This window comes from Microbacterium binotii (assembly GCF_021398715.1).
GTDB classification, from domain to species: Bacteria; Actinomycetota; Actinomycetes; order Actinomycetales; family Microbacteriaceae; genus Microbacterium; species Microbacterium binotii_A.
In genome coordinates this window covers 3,083,128-3,104,613 of the sequence record NZ_CP090347.1, presented here as the reverse complement: position 1 = coordinate 3,104,613, position 21,486 = coordinate 3,083,128, and the positions used below count along the sequence as shown (strand labels likewise).

The following is a 21,486-nucleotide window of genomic DNA, read 5'->3' as shown; positions in this document are numbered from 1 at the left end:
ACCTGTGGATGCGGGCACGGTCGCCCGTCCGAACGAGGGAGTTCACATGTCCGCATCCGCTTTCGACGCCATCGCCCAGGTGGGGAACCCGGTCGACCTGCTGCGCAACGCACAGAGCAAGCCGACGATCTTCCCGGTGACACCGGAGTTCAGCAACTGGCGCAGCGAGCAGCGATCGTGGCGTGAGAGCGTGGCGCTGCTGGACCAGTCGCACCACATGACCGACCTGTTCATCTCCGGTCCCGATGCGCTGCGGCTGCTGAGCGACACCGGCGTGAACTCGTTCGCCCGGTTCCCGGTGGATGCGGCGAAGCAGTTCATCGCGGTCAATCACGAGGGATATCTCATCGGCGACGCGATCCTGTTCCACCTCGATGAGCAGGTGTTCGATCTCGTGGGCTGGTACATGGTGCTGGACTGGGTGCAGTTCATCGGCGAGACAAGCGACTACGACGTCACCTTCGAGCGCGACGCGAACACGCTGATGCGCGAGCCCGGTGTCGACCCCGTGTTCTACCGCTACGAGCTGCAGGGCCCGCACGCTCTCGCCCTCATGGAGAAGCTGACCGGAGCTCCCGTGCCGCCCACGAAGTTCTTCGGAATGGCCACGTTCGAGATCGCCGGTGTCACGGTGCGCTCGCTGCGCCACGGGATGGCCGGCCAGCCCGGCTTCGAGCTGTTCGGGCCGTGGGCGGAGGGCGCCCGCATCCGCGAGGCGATCATCGCGGCGGGGCAGGAGTTCGACCTGGTGCTCGTGGGGGCGAAGGCGTACTCGTCCGCGAACCTCGAGTCGGCCTGGGTCCCCTCGCCGCTGCCCGCCATCTTCTCGGGCGCGCAGATGGAGGACTACCTCGCGTGGCTGCCCGCCGCACGCCTCGGCTCCCTCGCCGGGAGCTTCGCGTCCGACCGCATCGAGGACTACTACCTGACGCCGTACGACCTTGGGTACGGGCGCAGCGTCGCGTTCGACCACGACTTCATCGGCCGTGCGGCGCTCGAAGCGCACGCCGCCGCCGAGCAGCGGGTGAAGGTGACGCTGGTCTGGAACGCCGACGACCTCGCGGCCGCGCAGCGCTCCCTCGTAGAAGACGGACTGCCGGCCAAGTACATCGACTTCCCGAAGGCGCGGTACGGCCTGTATCAGGTCGATCGCGTGCGTGCCGACGGCGTGGATGTGGGCATCTCACACGACTGCGGCTACATCACGAACGAGCAGGCCTTCGTGTCGCTCGCGAGCATCGCCGCCTCGCACGCGGAGCCCGGGACCGAGGTGGTGTTGACGTGGGGTGAGGAGCCCAACTCCGTCAAGCCCGCCGTCGAGCGGCATCGGCAGGTCGAGATCCGCGCAACCGTCGCCCCCGCGCCCTACTCCCGCTTCGCCCGGGAGAATTACCGAGCGGGGTGAGGGGGCACGGACGTCCGGGTGTGCCGTGCAGGTCCTCTCGGTCAGGGCGGCAGGTCGCGGTGGTCTCCTCCCGCTCGAGCGGGCCTTCCCGCATCCCCCTGCATCCGTGTCCCACTCGTGCACGTGAATCAGCCGATAGGCGTGAACAATCGAGACATCAGGACCCGGCATCCTTCCCGTGTCTCAATCGCGCACGCGGAGCGCCTCGTTGACCTGCAAAAGTGAGACACGGAGGGGCACTGCGCTGGGTACCTCTGCCAGCGGCGGCCCCGTGTCTCACCCCTGCCCCGGAGCGCCGTACATGCCGCCGTCGGGGAGGGGCGGGCAGGTGGCGGTGTCGGTCTGAGCCGCCACCTCCGCCCGCACGGCCACGTCGGCATCCATCTTCTTGAGGGTGTAGACGACACCCTCTTGTGCGCCTTCGGCGGGGATGAAACCGATGATCGCCGAATCGGATCCTGGGCCATCCTCGGCCAGAGGCCAGAAGTGTGTGGTGATGAGGTCGGCCGGGGGGTTGTCGAGCAACCAGGTGCCGGCGGCCGCGACCGTGGTGTTCGGGACCAGCCAGTAGCCCCTCAGCTCTTCGTAGGGGCCGCACGGCCAGCTTGTGAACGAGTCGAAGTGCGGAGGCGTGCCCTCTAGCGGGACGGCGCTCGAGGGAAGGCTTGTCGCGTCCAGCCACGCTTGAGCTTGCGCCAGGTCCGCCGCCTCTCCGGCGGAGGGCGCCGGTGACTCGCTCGTCGCGACGGGAGCCGGTTCCGCGCCTTCGTCCGCTGCGGTCGCGTCGGACGCGCACCCCGTCACCGCGACACAGGCCAAGAGGATCACCACGGGAGCCGAGAGTGAGCGAAGCCGCATAGCCCCAACATAGTGTGGGCTCAGCGCCGCATGACGAGACGGATGAGGCGAGCGCCGCATTCTGCGTTCATGCTCCGCGCGCACGCGCATCGCGCCGCATCCGTGTCTCACTTGTGCACGTACATCGCCTGAAACGCGTGAACGGTTGGGACACGGAGCGCGCTCCGCCGCGACCGTGTCTCACATAAGCACGCAATTCGCCCGGCAAAGGTGAACAAGTGAGACACGCCAGCGCGCCGCGTCGCAGCGGTCGTGGTGCGCTCGCCAAGCGGCAGCCCGTGCGGTGCCCGGGTCGTGAGGGCGCCGTGAGGGCGCCGTGAGGGCGCGGGCACTCACGCGGGGCGGTGGCCCTGTTCGTCGAGCGATCGGCGGGCGCGCCGAAGAAGCTCGGCCAGCGTCTCGCGCTCGGCGTCGTCGAACTCGGCGAGCATGAGCTCCTCGACGACCGCGATCTGCGGGTCGAGGGATGCGAGCGCGGCGGCGCCCTCATCCGTGAGATACAGCAGGATGCGCCTGCCGTGTGCCGGATCGCTCTCACGGCGCACGAAACCATCGGAGACGAGCGGATCGATGATCCCGGCCATCGTCTGCGCGCGAACGAAGGAGCGGCGGGCGAGCTCGGAACTGCTGATGCCGGGACGTCGACGGAGCACGGTCAGTGCCGTGTACTGAGCCCCTGTCATTCCTGCCGCTGCGCACGCGGCGAGGAACCGGGGGCGTAGGGCGAGCTCGAGCTGCTTGACCGCGTAGACGAGACTGCCTCGCTGTGCCGACATCCGGGCCTCCTCCGCGGCGATCACGTTAGCGCACCCGCGACGGGAATCTCGCAGCACGCGTCCGGCTCACTCGCCGGACGCGATGACCCGGGCGCCGCGGACGTCGACGAGGAGCGCTTGGTCGTCGCGGAGCGGTTGCAGGCGGTGGTCGACGCCGTAGGTGTGGAGGATGCGGTCGATCAGCTCAGGCGGGTACGGCGGGAGCAGTCCGTCGGCGTGGGGAACGATGGTCGTGTCGATGAGCGCGAGGCCCCGCGTGTCGCGCAGCAGCGGACCGTCGGCCGGGTCGTCCATGAGTGACGCGGGCGCGATGTCGGGGCCCGCGATGATCGAGCCGGCACTCGTCCCGATGTACGGGAGGCCTGCTCTCACGTGGTCGACGATCACGGCGTCGTTGCCCGTCGTCTTCAGAGCCTCGAGGAGGGCGAAGGTGCTGCCACCGGCGACGTAGAGCGCGTCGAGACCGCCGAGCGTCGCGTCCAGCTGATCCGCCCGCGCATCGCGCACGATGATGTCCCGCAGCTCATGTCCGAGGGCTGAGACTCGCGCGCGCTCTGCCGCAACGAACGGGGCGCCGGCCATGCCGGCCTGCGCATCCGTCACGTAGCCGATCGTGAGCCGGCGATCCGGATCTCCGCTCGCGTCGGCCAGGAAGGGGGCGAGAGCCCCGGATTGCCAGGACAGCAGCAGAAGCCTCATGCTTCGACGCTATCCGGCTCCGCGGACACACCCGCCGTCGGCCGGCTGCGGTGTTGACGGATCTCCGCACGCCGTCTATGGTTTCAGGCATCCTGAAATACGCGCGACGATGCGCAAGGAGGACACCGTGGCCGAATCCACCCGGCTCTCGCTCACCATGGCCGATCTCGCCGGTTCCGCCGGCCGGACGTTCGGACCGTCGTCCTGGCGGCGGATCACGCAGGACGAGGTCGACCTCTTCGCGCGCGTGACCGGCGACGACAACCCCATCCACCTCGACGCCGAGGTGGCCGCGGCGACACCGTTCGGCACGCGCATCGCCCACGGTCTGCTCACACTGAGCCTGGTCGTGCCGCTCATGGCAGAGGTCTTCGAGGTCGAGGATGCGGGCATGGGCATCAACTACGGGCTCAACCGCGTGCGGTTCCCCGCCCCGGTACCCGTCGGCAGCCGCATCCGGGTGTCGGGAGAGGTGCGAACCGCGAGCGAGGTGGCCGGCGGGGTGCAGATCGAGGTGCCGGTGACCTTCGAGGTCGAGGATGCGGCGAAGCCCGCATGTGTGGCGGAGCTGGTGCTGCGCTACTACCACTGACGCGCCGTGCGGACGCCGTCGTCCGCGCTCGGCTGCCCGCCGCCTGGCGGGCCACATCGGACGAAGGGGTTCGGATGAGAGGCCACTACAGCGACGTGTGGCAGGAGATCGCACGGGCGTTCGGCGACCGGCCCGCAGTCGTCACGCCCACGGTCACCATGACCTACGAGCGGTTCGCGCGCGACGCCGGTGCACTGTCGGGGCATCTCGCACAGGCGGGGCTTCGGCCCGGGGATTCGGTCGCCATCCTCCTCTACAACCGCCCCGAGTACCTCGTGACGCTCTTCGCCTGCTTCGCCCGTGCGTTGGCGCCCGTTCCCCTGAACTACCGGTATCGCGCGGTCGAGGTGCGTGCGCTGCTCGAGGACTCCGGCGCGAGGGTGCTCGTGTACCCCACGTCGCTCGCGGATGTGGTGCACGATGCGCTCGAGGGGTGGGAGCATGCGCCGGAGCTCATCGTCATCGACGACGGCCCGAGTCTCACGCCCGCCGCGGGGACGACGTGGGCGGATGCGGTCGCCACACCCCACGAGCTTCTCCCGACACCGCCGGAGGGGGCAGAGCTGCGCCTGTACACCGGCGGGACGACGGGTGCGCCCAAGGCGGTGGTCTGGGCAGCCGAAGACATCCTCTCGGTGCAGCTGTACTCCATCTACGGCACAGCGGGGCTCAAGGTGCCGACGTCCATGGCCGAGGTCGTCGCCGCAGCCGCCGACCCGCCGGTCACCCGTACGCTTCCGCTCGCGCCTTTCTTGCACGGCACGGCTCTGTTCACGTCGATGAACACCCTCGTGCTCGGCGGCACGGTGCTCATCCTGCCCTCCGCGCGGTTCGACGCCGACGCCGCGGTGCGCTTCGCCCTCGACGAGCGGGCCACGCGCCTCGTCATCGCCGGCGACGCCATCGGTCTGCCCCTCGTCGACGCGCTCGAACGCGCGGGCGTCTCGGGCTTCGGCGACGTCCGTTCCATCATCAGCTCCGGGATGCGTTTCAGCACCCAGGTGAAGCGACGGTTCCATGAGAGCGGCGACATCGTCATCACCGACCTGCTCGCCTCGACGGAGGGCGGTCCCTACGCCGTCAACGTCACCGCATCCGCCGATGATCTCCCGGGCGAGCTGCGCCTGCTGCCGGGTGCGGTCGTGCTCGACGAGGACCTCCAGCAGGTGCAGCACCTCGACGGCGGACGCGGCATCCTGGCGTTCCGCGGCACGCTGCCGAAGGGATACTTCCGCGACGAGGAGAAGACCCGAGCCACCTTCCCGGTCATCGACGGTGTGCGCCACGTCATGCCCGGCGACTGGGCCCTCGCGCACGGAGACGGGACGGTCGAGCTGCTCGGCCGGGGGAGCTCCGTCGTGAACACCGGCGGCGAGAAGGTCTATCCCGCGGAGGTGGAGGAGGCACTGCTCGCCTTCCCCGCCATCGGCGACGCCGTCGTGTTCGGGATGCCGGACCAGCGCTACGGCGAGGTGGTGACTGCCGTCGTCGTTCCCGCAGGCGGGGCGGCGATCGACGCCGAGGCCCTGCGCACGCACCTGGACGCCCGTCTCGCCGGGTACAAGAAGCCGCGGCATCTCGTGATCCGCGACACCCTCGAGCGCAGCCCCCACGGCAAAGTCGACCTGCCGCGCCTCAAGGCCGGGTTGCGGGCGCTCGTCGGCGGCGTCGACGCCCCGACCGGCACCATGCGCATCGTGCACTGACGCCCACCATCCATCCACGACGGTCAAGGAGGACCGCTCATGACACAGAACGACTCGGCCACGCCGGCCGTCGTCGACCCGGGCATGGCCCGTGAGTCGCGGCGGGTGATCGGCGCCACCTTCCTCGGCACCACCATCGAGTGGTACGACTTCTTCCTCTACGCCGCCTGTGCCGCGCTGGTGTTCGGTCCGCAGTTCTTCCCGTCGGACGATCCCGCTGCGAGCCAGCTCGGAGCTTTCGTGACCTTCGCCTTCGGCTTCGTCGCGCGCCCCTTGGGCGGGATCCTCGCAGGACACTTCGGGGACCGCATCGGACGCAAGCGGATGCTGGTGCTCTCCCTCTTCGTGATGGGCGGGGCCACGGTCCTGATCGGCCTCGTGCCCAACTTCGAGGCCATCGGCATCGCCGCCCCCATCCTCCTCGTCGTGCTGCGTCTGGCGCAGGGACTCGGCGTCGGCGCCGAATGGGGAGGGGCCGTGACGATGGCCATCGAGCACGCGCCGCCGCAGCGCCGGGCGCTCTACGGAGCGGCGCCGATGATCGGCCTGCCCGCCGGGCTCATGCTCGCGAACCTCATGCTGATCGTGCTGCTCGCTGTCACGGGGCCGGATTTCCAGGCGTGGGGATGGCGGATCGGCTTCGTCATCAGCGTCGTTCTCGTCGTCGTCGGTCTGTGGACCAGGCGCCGCCTCGGCGAGAGCCCCCTCTTCGAGTCGGCCGTGAAGAACGCGCCCGCCCGCGTGCCCTTCATGGAGGTCTTCGCCCGGTTCACCCCGCAGCTGATCGTGACGATCGTGATCGCGGGGGTGCCCTCGATCCTCTCCTACCTCGTGCTCACGTGGGCGCTGAGCTACGGAACCGCCCAGTTGGGCTACGGCCAGAGCGCGCTGCTGTGGATCGGCATCGCGTGCTGCGTGCTGCAGATCGTCATGATCCCTCTGCTCGCACGGATCGCCGATCGTCGGGGCCTCGTGCCGATGGGAGTGCTGGGCGGCATCCTCATGGCCGCGACGGCGATCGTCTTCTTCCTCCTGTTCAACACCGGAGAGATCTGGCTCGCCGCAGTGGGCACAATCCTCGCGCACGCGTCGACGTCGTTCGCCTGGGCGGTCGTGCCGTCGATCCTCACCCGCACCTTCCCGAGCCGACTCCGTTACTCGGGCGTGAGCATGGCGTATCAGTTCGGAGCGATCGTCGGCGGCGGCATCGCGCCGCTGATCGCGACCTCGCTTCTGGCGGCGACGGGCTCGACGACACCCGTCGCCCTGTACGTCGTGGGCGCCTCCCTGCTGATGGCCGTCTGCACGATCGCGTGGGGGAGGTTCCGCCCGCCCGTGGACGACGCTGCTTGACCCTCACGCGGCGTGAGGGCGCACGGTGGTCCCATGAGCGACTTCTCCAACGCCTTCGACGTCAGTCCCGTGCCTGCTCCCGGACCCGATGCCGTCGCCCCCGAGCTGTTCCGCGGGATCTACGGCATGCCCATGTTCGTCACGATCCCGACCGCCGATATCCCCGCGTCCGTCGACTTCTGGACCCGCGGGCTGGGCTTCTTCGAGCTCTTCGCGATCCCGGGGCAGCTCGTGCACCTGCGCCGGTGGGCGTTCCAGGACGTCCTGCTGGTGCCGGCCGCATCCGTGGATCAGGCGCCGACGGCGATGAGCGCCAGCTTCGCCTGCGTGCTGGGTCAGGTGGACGACATCGCGGATGCGGTTCGCGCCGTGGATGCGGGAGCGATGACCGGTCCGCGCGACACCGCATGGAACACCCGCGACATCGAGGTGCTGACGCCCGAGAACGTTCGCGTCGTGTTCACCGCGGCCAAGCCGTTCGATCCGACCAGCGAGGAGACGGCCGCGCTGCGCGCCGTCGGCATCGGCGTCGAGGGAGGTGACAATGGTGAGCATGTCTGACGGGAGCGACCTGAGCGTCGGACAGGCGGCCCATCGGCTCGGTGTCACGGTGCGCACGCTGCACCACTGGGACGAGATCGGGCTCGCCAGGCCCTCGGTACGAGAGGCCAGTGGGTACCGCCGGTACGCCGGCGTCGACCTGGAGCGGCTGCAGCGAATCGTCCTCTACCGCGAGCTCGGGATCGGGCTCGACGACGTCCGCATCATCCTCGACGGCTCGGCGCTCGAGGCCGCCGACGTGCTCCGCACGCAACGAGCACGGCTGGGGGAGCGCATCGAGGAGCTGCGGCGCCGCGGCGACGATGTCGAGCGGATGATCGATGCGTACGAGAACGGCCTCACGCTCACGGTGCGCGAGCAGGTGGAGACGTTCGGTCCCGAGTGGGATCCGCGGTGGCCGCTGCAGGCGCGCGAGCGATACGGCGACACCGTCCAGTGGCAGCAGTACGCGGAACGCTCGGCCGAGCGGGAGGCGGCGGACTGGACGCGCATCGCGCAGACCGTCAGCGCGCTGGACGCGCAGCTGGCGGCTGCGGTCGACGCCGGAGTCGAGCCGGGCAGCGAGGGTGCGAACGCGCTCGTCGATCGGCACCGCGAGGTGTTCTCGCAGTACTTCCCCCTCACGCGCAGCATGCAGGTCTGCCTCGGCCGCATGTACGAAGCGGATCCCGCGTTCACCGCGCACTACGACGCTGTGCGACCGGGCCTCGCCGCCTGGTTGCGGCGTGCGATCGACGCCCGTGCCCGCGGCGAGGGCCTCGACCCCGACGGGGCCACCTGGGAGTGACCCGCAGCTCTGCTGCGCCCCTCACTCCGCATCCGCGCCTTCCCGCCCCCAATCCCGCGAGACTGCATCTTCGCGACGAGATCACGGGTAAATACCGTGATCTCGTGCGGGAGATGCAGTCTCGCGGCTGGAGGCTCCGCGTCCGGGCACCGGGCGTGGAGGGGGCAACGGTCTCGCGGCTGGAAGGAAGGAGGCTCAGTCGAGCAAGCGGAGGCGGCGGAGCTTCTTGCGGCCGAGGAGAGCGGCGACCGGCTTCACGAGGAGGATCTCGCCGAAGCGGTAGTCCGCCCCGCGGGCGAGTCGTGCGGCGAGGTCGGGTCGCAGCATCCACAGGTATCCGCGGGCCAATTCCGCATGGATCGAGTTCGACACGATCTTGATGACGTCGGCCGACTCGATCAGGGGGATCGCATTCTCGATGTTCTGCCACGTGGACCGGCTTTGCCGCTCCCGCACGGAGGGGCCGCGGTAGCCGAGCTCGTCGCGGGCGTAGGCATCCATGATGTCTGCCTCGGGAGTCGGGCCCTCCACCGTGCCGCCGCAGAACACCAGGACGCTGCGGGTCGCCGCGGGGTCGATCGAGCGGAGCCCTGCCCGCACGCGATAGCGGTTCTCGCGATTGGCCCGCGGCCCGCGGTTGCCGTAGCCGAGGACGACGACGGCCTCCGTCCCCCGCGCGGATGGCGAGCCGAGCCGTCGCCGGCTCGCACGCCAGTGGGTCACCTCGCCGAAGGTGAGGATCGCGGCTGACGCGAGCGTTGCGGCGGCCAAGGCGAAGCGGAGCGGGCGCACGTGTTCAGGATAGGAGTCGCGTCACGTCCCGGCGTCCTCGTGCGGGACCCCTCCTGTCTGCACGGCGCGGACGCTCCGTGTGGCGACGGCGGCGCCGGTCGCCACGAGGATGACCGCGGCGCAACCGAGCAGAACCGGTGTCGTGCCGAAACGGTCGGCGAGCGGGCCCACGAGGATCTCGCCCAGCGGGATGGCGATGAAGGACCCGAGCATGTCCCACGAGTACACGCGCGACAGTGCGGTCCGGGGGATGTGCGTCTGCAGAGCGTGGTCCCATGCGATCGCGAAGAGCTCGATCGCCACGCCGCCCAGCAGGAACCCCATGAGCAGCACGGGGAGCACGGGGAACACCCCCAATGCCGCGACGGGGATCGCCGTCACGGCCATGAGCCCCACGCCGATACCGACCGCGTGGCGGGGTCGCCAGCGCAGAGCGATGATGGCGCCGATCGCGAGTCCCGCGGTCTGCGCGGCGATCACGAGGCCCCAGGATGCGCGCCCGAACGACGCGTCCGCGATCACCGGCCCGAGGACGGTCGTCGCCCCCACGAAGGCGGCGTTGAGCACGGCGAACTGCGCCACGATCGTCCAGACCCAGCGCCGGCTCGAGAACTCGATCCACCCCCGGCGCAGATCCGACAGGACCGAGAACCGTTCGCCCGCGTGCGGTGCCGTCGCGCGGGTAAGCGTGATCCGCGCGAAGCATGCGGCCGCGAGCGCGAACGCCGCCGCATCGATCACCAGCCCCCACCCCGCTCCCACCGCGGCGATGACCGCTGCGCCCGCGGAGGCACCGACGATCGTGCCCCCGTTCAGGCTGAGGCGGATGACGGCGTTCGCGGGCCGGAGCGCCTCTGTCGGAACGGTGTCGGGGACCATCGCGGCCGTCGTCGGCAGGCTGACCGCCGCGACGGCGCCGTTGAGCACGCTCAGGATCACCAGCAGGGCGACGGTCGCCGATCCTGTCAGCACGAGCGCGGCGATCGTCGCCTGTGTCGCCGCCGCCGCGAGTGCGGTCGAGACGAGCACGACGCGGCGCGGCAGGCGGTCCGCGAGGATGCCGCCGAACAGCAGCACGGCGACATTCGCCACCGAGCGGGAGGCCACCACGAGGCCGAGGTCGGCGGGGGAGCCCGTCAGATCGAGCACGGCGAAGGCGAGCGCGATGGGTGCGACCGCGTTGCCGACGATGCCCACCGTGCGACCGGCGAGCAGCCACCGGAACGCCGCGTGCCGGAGCACTTCGCGCGCGCTGACGATGGTCACGGCTTGCGCAGAGGGAACATGGACAGCGTCATGGACACCGGAACGGTTCCGGGAGTGCGGGGCCTCTGCGCGCCTGCGTGGAGGACCGTCGTCGCCTGGCCGATGTGGTGCACCACGCGCCGCCAGAGCTCCGGCGCGATCCACAGCTCGGCATCCGTCGAGAGCGCGGGACCGTCGATGCGCAAGGCGCTGCGCCTGCGCAGCTCGTCGACCAGAGCCTCGACGTACAGCTGTCGGTCCTCCAGAGGCAGCCGCTCGTGAGGGGCGTCGACGTCGAACGGCTGCGCGGACGACTCATGGCGGTAGCGCTTGGCTTCGCCACCGCGCACCTTGACCACCTCGACGACCCGTACCAGGCCGGCCCGCTCGAGAACACGGAAGTGGTAGCTGGCACTCGCCTGCGAGACGCCCAGATCTCGCGCAGCCTCGGCGGCGCTCATCGCCGCTCCCGTGGTCAGCGACAACAGCCGAAGACGGATGGGGTGCGCTGTCGCGCGCAGCGAATCGAGATCGGACACGACGACAATCGTCGCCAGCGGCAGCCCTACCGTCAAATGCCTCTTTGGGGGTCGTTGCTCAGGCCTCGCGCCCGAGACGTTCGAACCAGGCCAGGGTGCCGCGGGTCATGTCGTCGGGGGTGCCGAGCTCACCCAGCAGGCCCAGCGCATCGCGCACCTCCTGCTCGCGGCGCGTGCGATGCGCATGGGTCCCCGTGATCAGGCGCTCGACGAGGGCCGGGGCGTCTGGCCCCAACTCCGCGGTGAGCTGCCCCCGCATCCAGTCGCCCGCATCCGCCGCATCCGCCGCCGTGAGCGTCTCCATGAGGAGGGTCGCGAGGCCCTTCATGAAGACGCTCCGCACGATCTTCAGCCGCGCGGCCGCGCCCACGGGCGCGTCGATCGCATCCATCGGAACGCCGAACGGCCGCAGCAGTGCGGCGAGGCGGGCCGCGCCCGGACCGCTCGCGAGCAGCGGCGTGCGGGCGCCGGCGCGCGTGACCGGTGCGAGCACGGCCACGTCCGCCACGCACACGCCGGCGCGCGCGGCGACCTGCTCGACGGCGGACTTCACCTCGGGTGCCGCCGTGTTGAAGTCGGCGTACAGCGCACCCGCGTCCAGCAGTGGCGCCACCTGTTCGGCCACGGGCACGGCGGCGTGCGTCCCCACGAGGCTGATGGTCACCTCGGCGGCGGACACGGCCTCGGCGAGAGTGTCCACGCGGGGGACAGCGGGGGCGTCCGCGCGCGGGTCCGGATCGTAGCCGCGGACGTCCGCGCCCGCCCGGGAGAGGTCCACGGCATAGCGGCGCCCCGCTTCGCCGAGCCCGATGACGGCGATGCGCGTCATGTGCGGACCTTCGGTGCTGCATCCGCGCGCTCGGCGAGGTCGGCGATGTATGCCCACGACTTCGCCGACACGCCCGCATCCGGGCGCGGACCGTGGACGACGGCCGCGTCGTCGAGGCCGGAACCGTACAGGGCGCGCAGCGCACGGGTGATCCCGGCCGACGCCACGCGCAGGGTCTCGAGAACGGCCGCGGCCGGCGAGCCGTCGTTGGGCACGACGGCTCCGAGAGCGGCGTACACCTCGCCTTCGGGACCCCGTACCGCAACAGCCATGCCCCGCGACTCGAGGTGGATGTGGCCGGATGCCACGGCGAACCCCTCGGAGCGGATGCGGGCGAGTTCGGCACGGAGGGCCCGCGGATCCGTGATGGTGAACGGCGTGTACGCGCGCATCGGGCTGCGCAGCACCTCGTCCACGACGCCGGCGGGCGCGTGCGCGAGCAGCACGAGGCCGTTCGAGGAGGCATGGAGCGGGATGCGACCGCCGATGAGCGTCGCGTTGACGACCGCATCCGGCGCCGACATCCGTTCGATGAACAGCACGTCGAGCTCGGCGCGGACCCCGAGCTGCACGTGCTGACGGATGCGGGCGTGCGCCGCAGCGAGCCACGGACGGGCGACCTCGCGCAGTCCGAGCGCGCCGGGGGTGCGTGAGGCGTACTCCCACAGCCGCACGCCGAGGCGGTACGTGCGATCCGGCAGCCGCTCGAGCAGCCCCTCCTGCGTCAGCTCCGCGACCAGCCGGTGCGCCGTGGACACCGGGATGCGGGCGGTGCCGGCGATCTCACCCAGTGTGAGGAACGGATGCAGGGCGTCGAAGGCGTCGAGCACCCTCAGGTGCCGATGCAGTGCCGACTCGCCGGCCGATCCTCGCGCCATCGCGACTCCTCCCGCTACCGGGACCCTACCCCGCGCCGGGCGCACAACTCAGCCAGAACCCGACGCCGCGGGACCCCGTCGGGTCCGCAGCGCGGTTCTGGCTGAGTTATGCCGGCGCCGCCGGGCGCTCAGGCGCGATAGACCGTGCGCGCCCACTCGTGGTACGGAGCCGGGGCCACTGTCGCTCGCACGATCACCTGGCGGTGGTTCTGATCGACGGAGTCCTTGGACGAGATCGGATCCTCGCCCCACACGATCTCGACCTCGTCGCCGTCGGGGATGTCGGCGTCGAGGGTCGCGAGCGACATGTACAGCTGGTCGTAGGCGATGTAGCCCGCATCCGTCGAGATGCCGACGCGCTCGCCGCCGCGGCGCACCTCATCCATCTGGTACAGCCCGTAGCGCGCCTTGGGGAAGTCGAGGAACTTCGCGGGGGTGCCGGGCTCGAGCTGCGAGCGCACGACGGTGGCCACGTCGTCCGCGTTCCAGAGCAGGGTCACCTTGCGTCGGCGGGGGTTCTCCGCGTGCCGCTCCAGCGCCTCGCGGCCGTGGAAGTCGTGGTCGAAGCGCACCGAACGGCCGAGCCCGATGTCATACGGCGTGAGGTAGAAGTCGCGCACGTCGTCCGAGGTGAGAGAGCCCGCCACCGAACCGATCCGCTCGGCGGGCAGCCACGACCGGTACTCGGCCATGTCGTCGTCGAAGACGGCGGGGAACGGCGTGGGCACCCAGCCCGACTCGAGGGGCGTGGCCGAGTAGGCCTTCGCGCCGACACGGCGGATGCCGAACTCCTCGCCTGCATCCAGAATCGTCCGCAGCACGTGCTCGTTGTCCACCCACGGGCCGAAGAACTCGAAGCCCGGCTGTCCGGCCATGCCGTGACGCAGGGCCTTCACCGCGCGGCCGCCGATGGTGACGTCGCCGATGTGGAAGAACTTGATGTCGGGCGCCGGGCCGCCGAACAGCTTCTCCATCACGCGGTCGGCCTCGGGGCCCTGCAGCTCGTAGCGGTAGAACGTGGGCGGGCCCTGGCGCATGTGCGAGTTCGGTTCCAGGCGTTGGTGCACGTCCTTGCCCTGCGCCGCGGCCTTCTCGAGGGTGAAGCGCACCCAGTCGATGAGGATGTGGTGGCCGATGAGCACGAGGCCCTCGGGGGCGTCCTCGTTGTAGAACAGGATGCCGTCGCCCACGAGGTAGCCGGACTCGTTGACGCTGATGAGCTGCTTGGCCACGCCCGGGCGGAAGGTGGCGAAGGTGTTGGGCGAGATCGAGGAGAGCACCTCGATGAGGTCGCTGCCACCCAGGAACAGCTGCGTCATGTGATGGGACTGGTCCATCAACGCGACCGTCGTGTTCCAGGCGCGCTGCTCATCGCGCCAGTTCGTGAACTCGGGGGCGACCGGGAACGTGAATGCTGGCCAGTTCTGGTTGCGCAGCAGTTCGAGTGGGCTTCCGGTGCGTTCGATCGCCGCGGCGAGGGATTCGGATGTCATCGTCGACCTTCCTTTCGTCGAGCCGAGCATGCGCCGGTCGCGATCGGCGGTGTGGCTGATTTCCGTTCATGTGAAATCGTCACGCCACCGCATCCGCTGCGCGAGAAAGTGTGATCAGAACGTGCCCCGTAATCGACGCCAAAATCGTTGACAATCGTGGGGCGACTCCGTACCGTCCCAGGAACGGGGCGAACCCCCGGTCTCGCAATGACGCGGCGACACGGAAAGGCGGCCATGGCGGCTCGACTCACCCTCACGGACGTGAACTTGAGGTTCGGCGGGATCACGGTGCTGCACGATGTCGGATTCGACGTGGAACCCGGCCAGATCTTCGGTCTGGTCGGACCCAACGGTGCCGGCAAGACCTCGCTGTTCAACTGCATCAGCGGGCACTACCGGCCGAGTTCGGGCTCCATCACGATCGACGGCGACGAGGCATCCGGGCAGACCCCGGCGCACCTCGCGCGGCGCGGGCTCGCCCGCACCTTCCAGCATCCGGCGCTGCAGCTGCACGCATCCGTGCTCGAGAACGTGATGCTGGGCGCGCACACGCGCCTTCCGGGAGGGCCCGGCGAGTGGGCGATCCGCACGCCGCGCACGTGGCGCTCGGAGCGTGAGATGCGCACCGAGGCGCTGCAGCTGCTGGAGCGCTCCGGCCTCGGTTGGGCGGCGAACCGCCACGCCGACGAGCTCTCGCACGGACTCCACAAGGCGATCGAGCTGTGCCGGGCGCTCATGTCGCACCCGAAGCTGCTCCTGCTGGACGAGCCGGCGGCGGGCCTGCCCCATTCCGAGGTCGAGCAGCTCATCGCGACCGTCCGCGCCATCCGCGACGAAGACGACATCACCGTGGTGATCGTCGAGCACCACATGGGCCTCATCGCGGCTCTGACCGACCGCGTGGTCGTGCTCGATCACGGCCGCAAGCTCATGGAGGGCTCGGCCGCCGAGGCGCAGAGCGATCCCCGGGTCATCGAGGCCTACATCGGCAAGGAGGCCGCCGATGACGCTGCTTGAACTCGTCGACGTGACGGCGTCGTACGGTCCCGTCCAGGTGCTCGGCGGAGTGTCGTTGAGCGTGCCCGAGGAGGGAGCCGTCGGCATTCTCGGCGCGAACGGCGCGGGCAAGACGACCACGCTCCGCGCGATCAGCGGGATGGTGCGCACGACCGGCACCATCCGTTTCGACGGGCGCGACATCCGCGGGATGCGGCCCGAGAAGGTCGCGTCGATCGGCATCGCGCACGTGCCCGAGGGGCGCGGCACCCTCGGAGCCCTGACGGTGCGCGAGAACCTGCGGGTCGGTGCGTACCAGCGGCGCGACCACAAGGCGATCCAGGGCGACATCGACTACTGCCTCGACCTGTTCCCCAACCTCAAGGAGCGCTACCGCTCGCACGCCTCCGCGCTCTCCGGCGGCGAGCAGCAGATGCTGGCCGTCGCCCGCGCGTTCATGGCGCGTCCGCGCCTGCTCCTGCTCGACGAGGCGTCTCTGGGTCTCGCCCCGAGCACCGCGCGCACGGTCTACGACGCCATCGCGAGGCTCCGCCGGGAGTCGGGCATCGCGATGCTCGTCGTCGAGCAGAACGCGACGCTCGCCTTCCGGCTCGTCGACACCGCCACCGTGCTCGAGACCGGCCGGAACGTGCTCACCGGCACATCCGCCGAGCTCCGGGGCATGGACGAGATCCGCCGCGCCTACCTGGGAGGTTGAGAGTGGGAACCTTCATCCAACTCGTCATCGACGGGCTGTCCGTCGGCTCGGTCTACGCCGCGCTCGCGCTGGCGATCGTGCTCGTCAACCAGGCGACCGGCCTGATCAACTTCGCCCAGGGCGGGATGGCGGTGCTCTCCGCCTACCTCGCCTGGTGGTTCACCGGGGCCGGGGTCCCGCTGATCCTCGCGATCCTGCTCTCCGTGGGCGTCTCGTTCCTGTTCGGCGCCGTCGTCGAGCGGTACCTGATGCGTCGCTTCGAGGGCGGCGATCCCGACACCGCCGTCGTGGTGACGATCGGTCTGCTGACGCTCATCACCGGTGTCTGCGGCTGGCTCTTCACCTACAACAACCAGCAGTTCCCCTCGCTCTTCCCCCTCGACACGATCTCGGTGCTGGGGGCGTCGGTGAGCGTGCGGTCGATCGGGACGACCGTGGTCATCCTCGCGATCATGATCCTGCTGCAGGCGCTGTTCGCCGGCACGAAACTGGGCCTGGCGCTGCGCGCGGTCGCGGTGAACCCGCAGTCCGCGGCTTTCTCCGGTCTGCCGGTGAGCCGCCTGCTGATGGTCGGGTGGGGGCTCGCGGCGGGTCTCGGCGCGGTGGCCGGCGCGCTCGTCGCCCCGCAGCTCACACTCACCCCCGGGATGATGGACAACGCCCTCGTCTACGCGCTGGCCGCCGTCATCCTCGGCGGGCTCTCGAGCCCCGTCGGCGTGGTTGCGGCGGCATGGATCATCGGCGTCCTGGAGAACCTTGCCGCGGTCTACGTGCCCTTCATCGGCTACGACCTCAAGGTCGCGGTGCCGTTCGTGCTCATCTTCGTCGTGCTGCTCGTGCGACCACAGGGCTTGTTCGGCCGCAGAACGGTGGTGCGTGTCTGATGGCTTCTTCCGCATCCCTCCTCTCGCGTCGGTGGGTACGTGTCGTCGTCGTCCTCGCGGTGATCGCGCTGCTTCTGCTCCTCCCGCTCATGCTGCCCGAGTTCGCCAACCAGACGATCGCGCGCATCGGCGTCTTCGCCGTCGCCGTGCTGGGTCTGAACGTCGTCATGGGCTACACCGGGCAGGTCTCGCTGGGGCAGATCTTCTTCGTCGGGCTCGGCGCGTACGTGACCGCGTACGGTGTGCAGAACGACTGGAACATCGCGCTCGTCTTCGTGCTCAGCATCCTCATCCCCGGCGTCGTCGGACTCGTCATCGCCCTCGCCGCGGCGCGGCTGGGCGGGCTCGCCATCGCGATGGTGACGATCGCGCTGCCGATCGTCGGCGTCCCGCTGGCCAAGCGGCTGTCGGACCTGACCGGCGGCTCGCAGGGCGTGTCTGCACGGTTCACGGATGCGCCGGAGTGGACCGGCCTGTACGACGATCAGTGGCAGCTGTACCTCGTGATCATCATCGGCGGCATCGCCTTCCTGCTCACCCGCAATCTGGTGCGCGGCAAGTACGGGCGCGCCTTCGCGATCGTGAAGGACAACGAGGCTGTCGCGGCGGCGATGGGCGTCTCGCCCTACCGGTACAAGGTGCTCGCCTTCACCGTCGCGTCCCTCATCGGCGGCGTGAGCGGCTTCCTCTACATGGTCGTCGTGCAGTACACCTCGCCCGAGACCATGAGCTTCGGGCACTCCATCCAGCTGCTCGCCGCGATGGTCATCGGCGGCGCCGGCAGCATCATCGGATCGCTGCTGGGCGGCGCGTACTACGTCCTGGCGCCGCAGCTGACGAACCTCGTCGACCCCAACCTGACGGCCGTGCTCCAGGGTGCGCTGCTGCTGCTCGTGCTCTTCGTCCTGCCGGGAGGACTCGCATCCCTCCCCGCCCGACTCAGACGGATGCGGCGTCGCCCTGATCGAGGGCCGAGCCACCCATCGTCCGGCGACCTTCCCACGTCGCCCGGCACCGAGGGAACCACCACAGAGAGGCAGAATCACCCATGAATCTGAGGAAGAGGAGCGTGCTGGGCATCGTCGCCCTGGCGTCCGCTCTCGCACTGACCGTCGTCGGATGTTCGCGCGGCGGGGGAGGCTCGGACGCCACCGGCGGCGCCGCGGCCGCGAGCCCCGGCATCACCGACACGTCCATCAGCCTGGGCATCACCACCCCGCTCAGCGGCGGGACGGCCGGCCCCGGAACCTGCACGGTCGCCGGCGTCACCGCGTACTTCGGCGCGAAGAACGCCGAGGGCGGCGTGAAGTTCGGCGACGGCAAGACCCGCAAGGTCGACATCAAGGCGCTCGACGACGCCTACGACCCGCAGAAGGCCAAGGCCAACTACGACCAGCTGAAGGACAGCGTCTTCGCGATGACGGCGGGGCTCGGCACACCGACCAACCGCGCCTACCGCGAGGCGGCCATCGCCGATGAGGTGCCGCAGGTGCTCGTCATGACGGGTGACCCGATCTTCAGCGACACCAACGAGAGCCCCTGGCAGCTCGGCTTCGTGCCGATCTACCAGAACGAGGGCGAGGCCTTCGGCAAGCTCCTGGCCGCATCCGGCGAGAACCACAAGGTCGCCGTGCTCTATCAGAACGACGACTACGGCGAGGGCTACCTCGAGGGCTTCAAGAGCGCGGTCGAGGGGGCGAGCAACATCGAGATCGTCAAGGAGCTCACCTACGAGGCGACCGACACGGCCGTCGATGCGCAGCTGACGGAGCTCGCGAGCTCGGGCGCCGACGTGTTCTTCAACGCGATGTCGATCACCCCGCTCGTGATCTCGTCGCTGCAGAAGGCGCAGCAGCTCGGATGGAGCCCGAGCTGGTTCCTGCCGTCGAACACGTCGAGCCCGACCGCCATCCTGCAGCCCGGTGGCGCCGACGCATTCCCCGGGGTGTACTCGGTGTCGTTCTCGAAGGCGCCCGCGAGCCCCGCGTTCGCCGACGACGAGGATGTGCAGACCTTCCTGACCGACCTCAAGCAGTACGCGGACTACCAGGACATGCCCGCCTTCCCGCACTGCATGTGGAGCTTCATGGTCGGGGCGACCCTCGAGCAGGCCTTCGAGAAGATGACCGAGCCGACGCGCGAGAACTTCATGGAGGCCCTGCGCTCGATCAGCGACTTCCAGGCACCGCTGATGCTCGACGGCACCGCCGTCGACACCACCGTGGACGGCCAGCCGGCCGTGTCGTCGGTGGTCGTGCAGAAGTACAACGGACAGGGGTACACCACGGTCGAGTCCTTCGGCTGACCCGCATCCGCTCCTTCCCCTCCAGATCCCGCGAGACTGCATTTCCCGCACGAGATCACGGTAAATACCCGTGATCTCGTCGCGAAAGTGCAGTCTCGCGGGCGTTGGCGCGAGGGCGGCGACGGATGCGGTCAGTCGAGCGAGCGGAGGACGTCGACGATGCCGGCGAGGTGTCGGCGGGTGGCGGCCTCCGCCGCATCCGGATCGCGGGCCACGACCGCGTCGATGATCGCGATGTGCTCGGGTGCGGACTGCGCGGCGCGGCCGGGATGGAAGGCGAGGCGGAACTGATGCCGGGCGGACTGCGCACGCAGGCGCTCCAGGAGCTGGGATGCGGTGGCGTGCCCGCTGAGCTCGCGCAGGCGCCGATCGAGCTCCTGGTTCAGTCGGGAGTATCCCACCAGGTCGCCCACGGCGATCGCCCGCTCGATGTCGGATCGGAGCGTACGGAGGCCTTCGATGTCGTCGTCGTCGACCCGCTCGGCCGCCTTGCGGGCGCAGAGCGACTCGAGTCCCATGCGCACCTCGACGATCTCGACCGCCTCGTCGACCGTGATGGCTCGGACCCGAGCGCCGCGGTTAGGCAGGCGCTCGACCAGGCCCTCTCCCGCGAGGGTCAGCAGCGCGGTGCGCACGGCCGCCCGCGGCGCCGCGAAGCGCTCGCTGAGGTCCGCTTCGATGAGTCGCTGGTGCGGGGCGAACTCGCCACCCAGGATCGCGTCGCGGATCTGCGCGGCCAGCTCAGGTCGCGCGGACTGATCCGCCTCGTCCGTCACGGAGGGAAACGTCATCGTCATCCCCTTCTCGGGCGGCAGAGCCGCACCGGATCGTCAACACTATTGTGTCCGATCCGTGACCGTCACGGGGTGGATGGTGCGGCGAGGCGCCAGGTCGCGTCGGGGATCTCGCCGAGGGTGGCGACCGTGACGACGCGAGCGGATGCGGCACTCGGCTCCAGATGGGCGACGCACCCGTGGCGGGCCTCCACGCGCACGGCCACCCCGTGCGGGCGGAGCACGGTCATGAGTGCTTCGGCGATCTGGTGCCCGAGGCGCTCCTGCAGCTGCGGTCTGCGGGAGGCGAGCTCGACGAGCGTGGCGATGCGGCTGAGGCCCGCGATGTGACGCACCGGCGCGTAGAAGACGTCGACCGTGCCCTCGAAGGGCAGCAGGTGATGCTCGCACACCGAGCGGAACGGGATCGCGGTCATCCCGACCAGCTCGCCGGGGTGCTCGTTGTCGGTGAGGGCCACGGGCGCTCCGAGCGCGGATGCCGGGTCGACCCCGAGTCCGGAGAACAGATCCAGGAAGAGGTCCGCGACCCGCTCGGGGGTGCGGGTGAGCCCGAGCCGGTCGGCATCCTCGCCGACGGCCTCGAGCAGCTCGCGAACGGCCGCGACCGCCCGGGCGCGGTCGGTGCGCGCTGCCGTGTCGATGGTCATGATGCTCCTTCTGCGCCTTCGAGGCGCTCGACGAGGGCGAGGCCGCGCTGCGCCCACGAGATCTCGCCGCGCGCCCGCTCCACGAGACCCTCGTAGGCGAAGCGCTTGTAGGCGATCGTGCGTTCCCGGTCCTGCTCGGCGGTGACCGCGAGCCGGCGCAGCAGCATGGGGTTGTCGACGGCGTCGATGCGTGCCAGTTCGCCCTCCCACTGCTCGAGCTCGCTCTCCCACTGGGCGATGTGCGCGCGCAGGAACGCACGGGAGTCGGCGGGCGTTCCCGCCTCGAGGTAGGCCGCTCGCAGATGGGCCGGGTCACGCACGCGCTGGTAGTCCAGCGGGGCGGCCATCCACGCGAGGAAGGCCGCATCCCCTTCGGGGGTGATGTGGTACATCCGGCGGGTACCGCGCTCGCCGCGCGCCTGCTCCTCACCGCGCACGAGGCCCTCGGACTCCATCTTGCGCAGCTCGGGATAGATCTGGGAGTCCGGGGCGTGCCAGACGTGCCCGACCGAGACCGCGAACTGCTTCTGCAGGTCGTAGCCGGACTGGGGCCCCACCCGCACGAGGGCGAGGAGCGCGTAGCGCAGGCTCATCCGCCGATCTCCTTCCGAGGTGTGGCTCTGAGGCTA

General features: G+C 70.0%; 23 protein-coding genes. 11 read left to right on the top strand and 12 right to left on the bottom strand.

Annotated features, from left to right (window positions below; translation table 11 throughout):
* The first annotated feature begins 46 nt into the window (after positions 1-46).
* The gene (locus LXM64_RS15040; protein ID WP_234073919.1) at positions 47-1,405 is read left to right on the top strand and encodes an aminomethyl transferase family protein; all 1,359 of its coding nucleotides are present in this window, start codon (positions 47-49) and stop codon (positions 1,403-1,405) included.
* Positions 1,406-1,681: 276 nt separating this feature from the next.
* Here LXM64_RS15040 and LXM64_RS15035 read toward each other — a convergent pair whose 3' ends face one another.
* From LXM64_RS15035 to LXM64_RS15025, 3 genes are all read right to left on the bottom strand, one after another.
* A complete protein-coding gene (locus LXM64_RS15035; protein WP_234073918.1) occupies positions 1,682-2,263 on the bottom strand; it encodes a hypothetical protein in 582 nt (193 codons plus the stop codon).
* Positions 2,264-2,595: 332 nt separating this feature from the next.
* Positions 2,596-3,039: a MarR family winged helix-turn-helix transcriptional regulator gene (locus LXM64_RS15030; protein ID WP_234073917.1), complete on the bottom strand. Its 444-nt coding sequence runs from the start codon at positions 3,037-3,039 to the stop codon at positions 2,596-2,598.
* A 66-nt stretch (positions 3,040-3,105) separates the two neighbouring features.
* Positions 3,106-3,738: a Type 1 glutamine amidotransferase-like domain-containing protein gene (locus LXM64_RS15025; RefSeq protein ID WP_234073916.1), complete on the bottom strand. Its 633-nt coding sequence runs from the start codon at positions 3,736-3,738 to the stop codon at positions 3,106-3,108.
* Between the two features lie 127 nt (positions 3,739-3,865).
* Here LXM64_RS15025 and LXM64_RS15020 point away from each other — a divergent pair, with 127 nt between their 5' ends.
* The 5 genes from LXM64_RS15020 (at position 3,866) to LXM64_RS15000 (ending at position 8,737) form a co-directional block, all read left to right on the top strand.
* Positions 3,866-4,330: a MaoC family dehydratase gene (locus LXM64_RS15020; protein WP_234073915.1), complete on the top strand. Its 465-nt coding sequence runs from the start codon at positions 3,866-3,868 to the stop codon at positions 4,328-4,330.
* A gap of 74 nt (positions 4,331-4,404) precedes the next feature.
* Positions 4,405-6,036 (top strand): AMP-binding protein, encoded by a 1,632-nt coding sequence (locus LXM64_RS15015; protein ID WP_234073914.1) that lies wholly within the window; start codon positions 4,405-4,407, stop codon positions 6,034-6,036.
* 39 nt (positions 6,037-6,075) lie between these two features.
* On the top strand, positions 6,076-7,389 hold the full coding sequence (locus LXM64_RS15010; protein WP_234073913.1) for an MFS transporter: 1,314 nt from the start codon (positions 6,076-6,078) through the stop codon (positions 7,387-7,389).
* A gap of 33 nt (positions 7,390-7,422) precedes the next feature.
* The gene (locus tag LXM64_RS15005; RefSeq protein WP_234073912.1) at positions 7,423-7,950 is read left to right on the top strand and encodes a VOC family protein; all 528 of its coding nucleotides are present in this window, start codon (positions 7,423-7,425) and stop codon (positions 7,948-7,950) included.
* Complete coding sequence (locus tag LXM64_RS15000) at positions 7,943-8,737, top strand: MerR family transcriptional regulator (protein WP_234073911.1); 795 nt, start codon at positions 7,943-7,945, stop codon at positions 8,735-8,737. Before LXM64_RS15005 ends, LXM64_RS15000 begins: the two co-directional genes overlap by 8 nt.
* Positions 8,738-8,932: 195 nt before the next feature.
* On the opposite strand, the gene LXM64_RS14995 is transcribed toward LXM64_RS15000, so the two are convergent.
* From LXM64_RS14995 to LXM64_RS14970, 6 genes are all read right to left on the bottom strand, one after another.
* Entirely contained in the window at positions 8,933-9,529 is a 597-nt protein-coding gene (locus LXM64_RS14995; protein ID WP_234073910.1) for a YdcF family protein, read from the bottom strand.
* Positions 9,530-9,550: 21 nt separating this feature from the next.
* On the bottom strand, positions 9,551-10,795 hold the full coding sequence (locus LXM64_RS14990; protein WP_234073909.1) for an MFS transporter: 1,245 nt from the start codon (positions 10,793-10,795) through the stop codon (positions 9,551-9,553).
* Positions 10,792-11,313: a winged helix-turn-helix domain-containing protein gene (locus LXM64_RS14985; protein ID WP_137418702.1), complete on the bottom strand. Its 522-nt coding sequence runs from the start codon at positions 11,311-11,313 to the stop codon at positions 10,792-10,794. Before LXM64_RS14985 ends, LXM64_RS14990 begins: the two co-directional genes overlap by 4 nt.
* 58 nt (positions 11,314-11,371) lie before the next feature.
* A complete protein-coding gene (locus LXM64_RS14980; RefSeq protein ID WP_234073908.1) occupies positions 11,372-12,142 on the bottom strand; it encodes an NAD(P)-dependent oxidoreductase in 771 nt (256 codons plus the stop codon).
* On the bottom strand, positions 12,139-13,020 hold the full coding sequence (locus tag LXM64_RS14975; RefSeq protein ID WP_234073907.1) for an IclR family transcriptional regulator: 882 nt from the start codon (positions 13,018-13,020) through the stop codon (positions 12,139-12,141). Before LXM64_RS14975 ends, LXM64_RS14980 begins: the two co-directional genes overlap by 4 nt.
* Positions 13,021-13,148: 128 nt before the next feature.
* Positions 13,149-14,513 carry an aminomethyl transferase family protein gene (locus tag LXM64_RS14970; RefSeq protein ID WP_234073906.1) on the bottom strand — a complete coding sequence of 455 codons (1,365 nt, stop codon included), beginning with the start codon at positions 14,511-14,513 and terminating at the stop codon, positions 13,149-13,151.
* 261 nt (positions 14,514-14,774) lie between these two features.
* Between LXM64_RS14970 and LXM64_RS14965 the strand changes: the two genes are divergently transcribed.
* Genes LXM64_RS14965 through LXM64_RS14945 form a run of 5 tightly spaced genes read left to right on the top strand, consistent with a single transcriptional unit; the run spans position 14,775 to position 19,416 of the window.
* Positions 14,775-15,530, top strand: a complete 756-nt coding sequence (locus LXM64_RS14965) for an ABC transporter ATP-binding protein (protein ID WP_234073905.1) — start codon at positions 14,775-14,777, stop codon at positions 15,528-15,530.
* On the top strand, positions 15,517-16,227 hold the full coding sequence (locus LXM64_RS14960; protein WP_234073904.1) for an ABC transporter ATP-binding protein: 711 nt from the start codon (positions 15,517-15,519) through the stop codon (positions 16,225-16,227). The genes LXM64_RS14965 and LXM64_RS14960 overlap by 14 nt, the downstream gene beginning before the upstream one ends.
* 2 nt (positions 16,228-16,229) lie before the next feature.
* Entirely contained in the window at positions 16,230-17,111 is an 882-nt protein-coding gene (locus LXM64_RS14955) for a branched-chain amino acid ABC transporter permease (protein ID WP_234073903.1), read from the top strand.
* Positions 17,111-18,163: a branched-chain amino acid ABC transporter permease gene (locus LXM64_RS14950; protein WP_234073902.1), complete on the top strand. Its 1,053-nt coding sequence runs from the start codon at positions 17,111-17,113 to the stop codon at positions 18,161-18,163. Before LXM64_RS14955 ends, LXM64_RS14950 begins: the two co-directional genes overlap by 1 nt.
* Positions 18,160-19,416 (top strand): ABC transporter substrate-binding protein, encoded by a 1,257-nt coding sequence (locus LXM64_RS14945; protein WP_234073901.1) that lies wholly within the window; start codon positions 18,160-18,162, stop codon positions 19,414-19,416. Before LXM64_RS14950 ends, LXM64_RS14945 begins: the two co-directional genes overlap by 4 nt.
* A 131-nt stretch (positions 19,417-19,547) precedes the next feature.
* Here the strand turns inward: LXM64_RS14945 and LXM64_RS14940 are convergent, their stop codons facing one another.
* The 3 genes from LXM64_RS14940 to LXM64_RS14930 form a co-directional block, all read right to left on the bottom strand.
* On the bottom strand, positions 19,548-20,207 hold the full coding sequence (locus tag LXM64_RS14940) for a GntR family transcriptional regulator (protein WP_234073900.1): 660 nt from the start codon (positions 20,205-20,207) through the stop codon (positions 19,548-19,550).
* A 68-nt stretch (positions 20,208-20,275) separates the two neighbouring features.
* On the bottom strand, positions 20,276-20,857 hold the full coding sequence (folE, locus tag LXM64_RS14935) for a GTP cyclohydrolase I (RefSeq protein WP_137418712.1): 582 nt from the start codon (positions 20,855-20,857) through the stop codon (positions 20,276-20,278).
* Positions 20,854-21,450: a PadR family transcriptional regulator gene (locus LXM64_RS14930; protein ID WP_137418713.1), complete on the bottom strand. Its 597-nt coding sequence runs from the start codon at positions 21,448-21,450 to the stop codon at positions 20,854-20,856. Before LXM64_RS14930 ends, folE begins: the two co-directional genes overlap by 4 nt.
* Between the last annotated feature and the right edge of the window lie 36 nt (positions 21,451-21,486).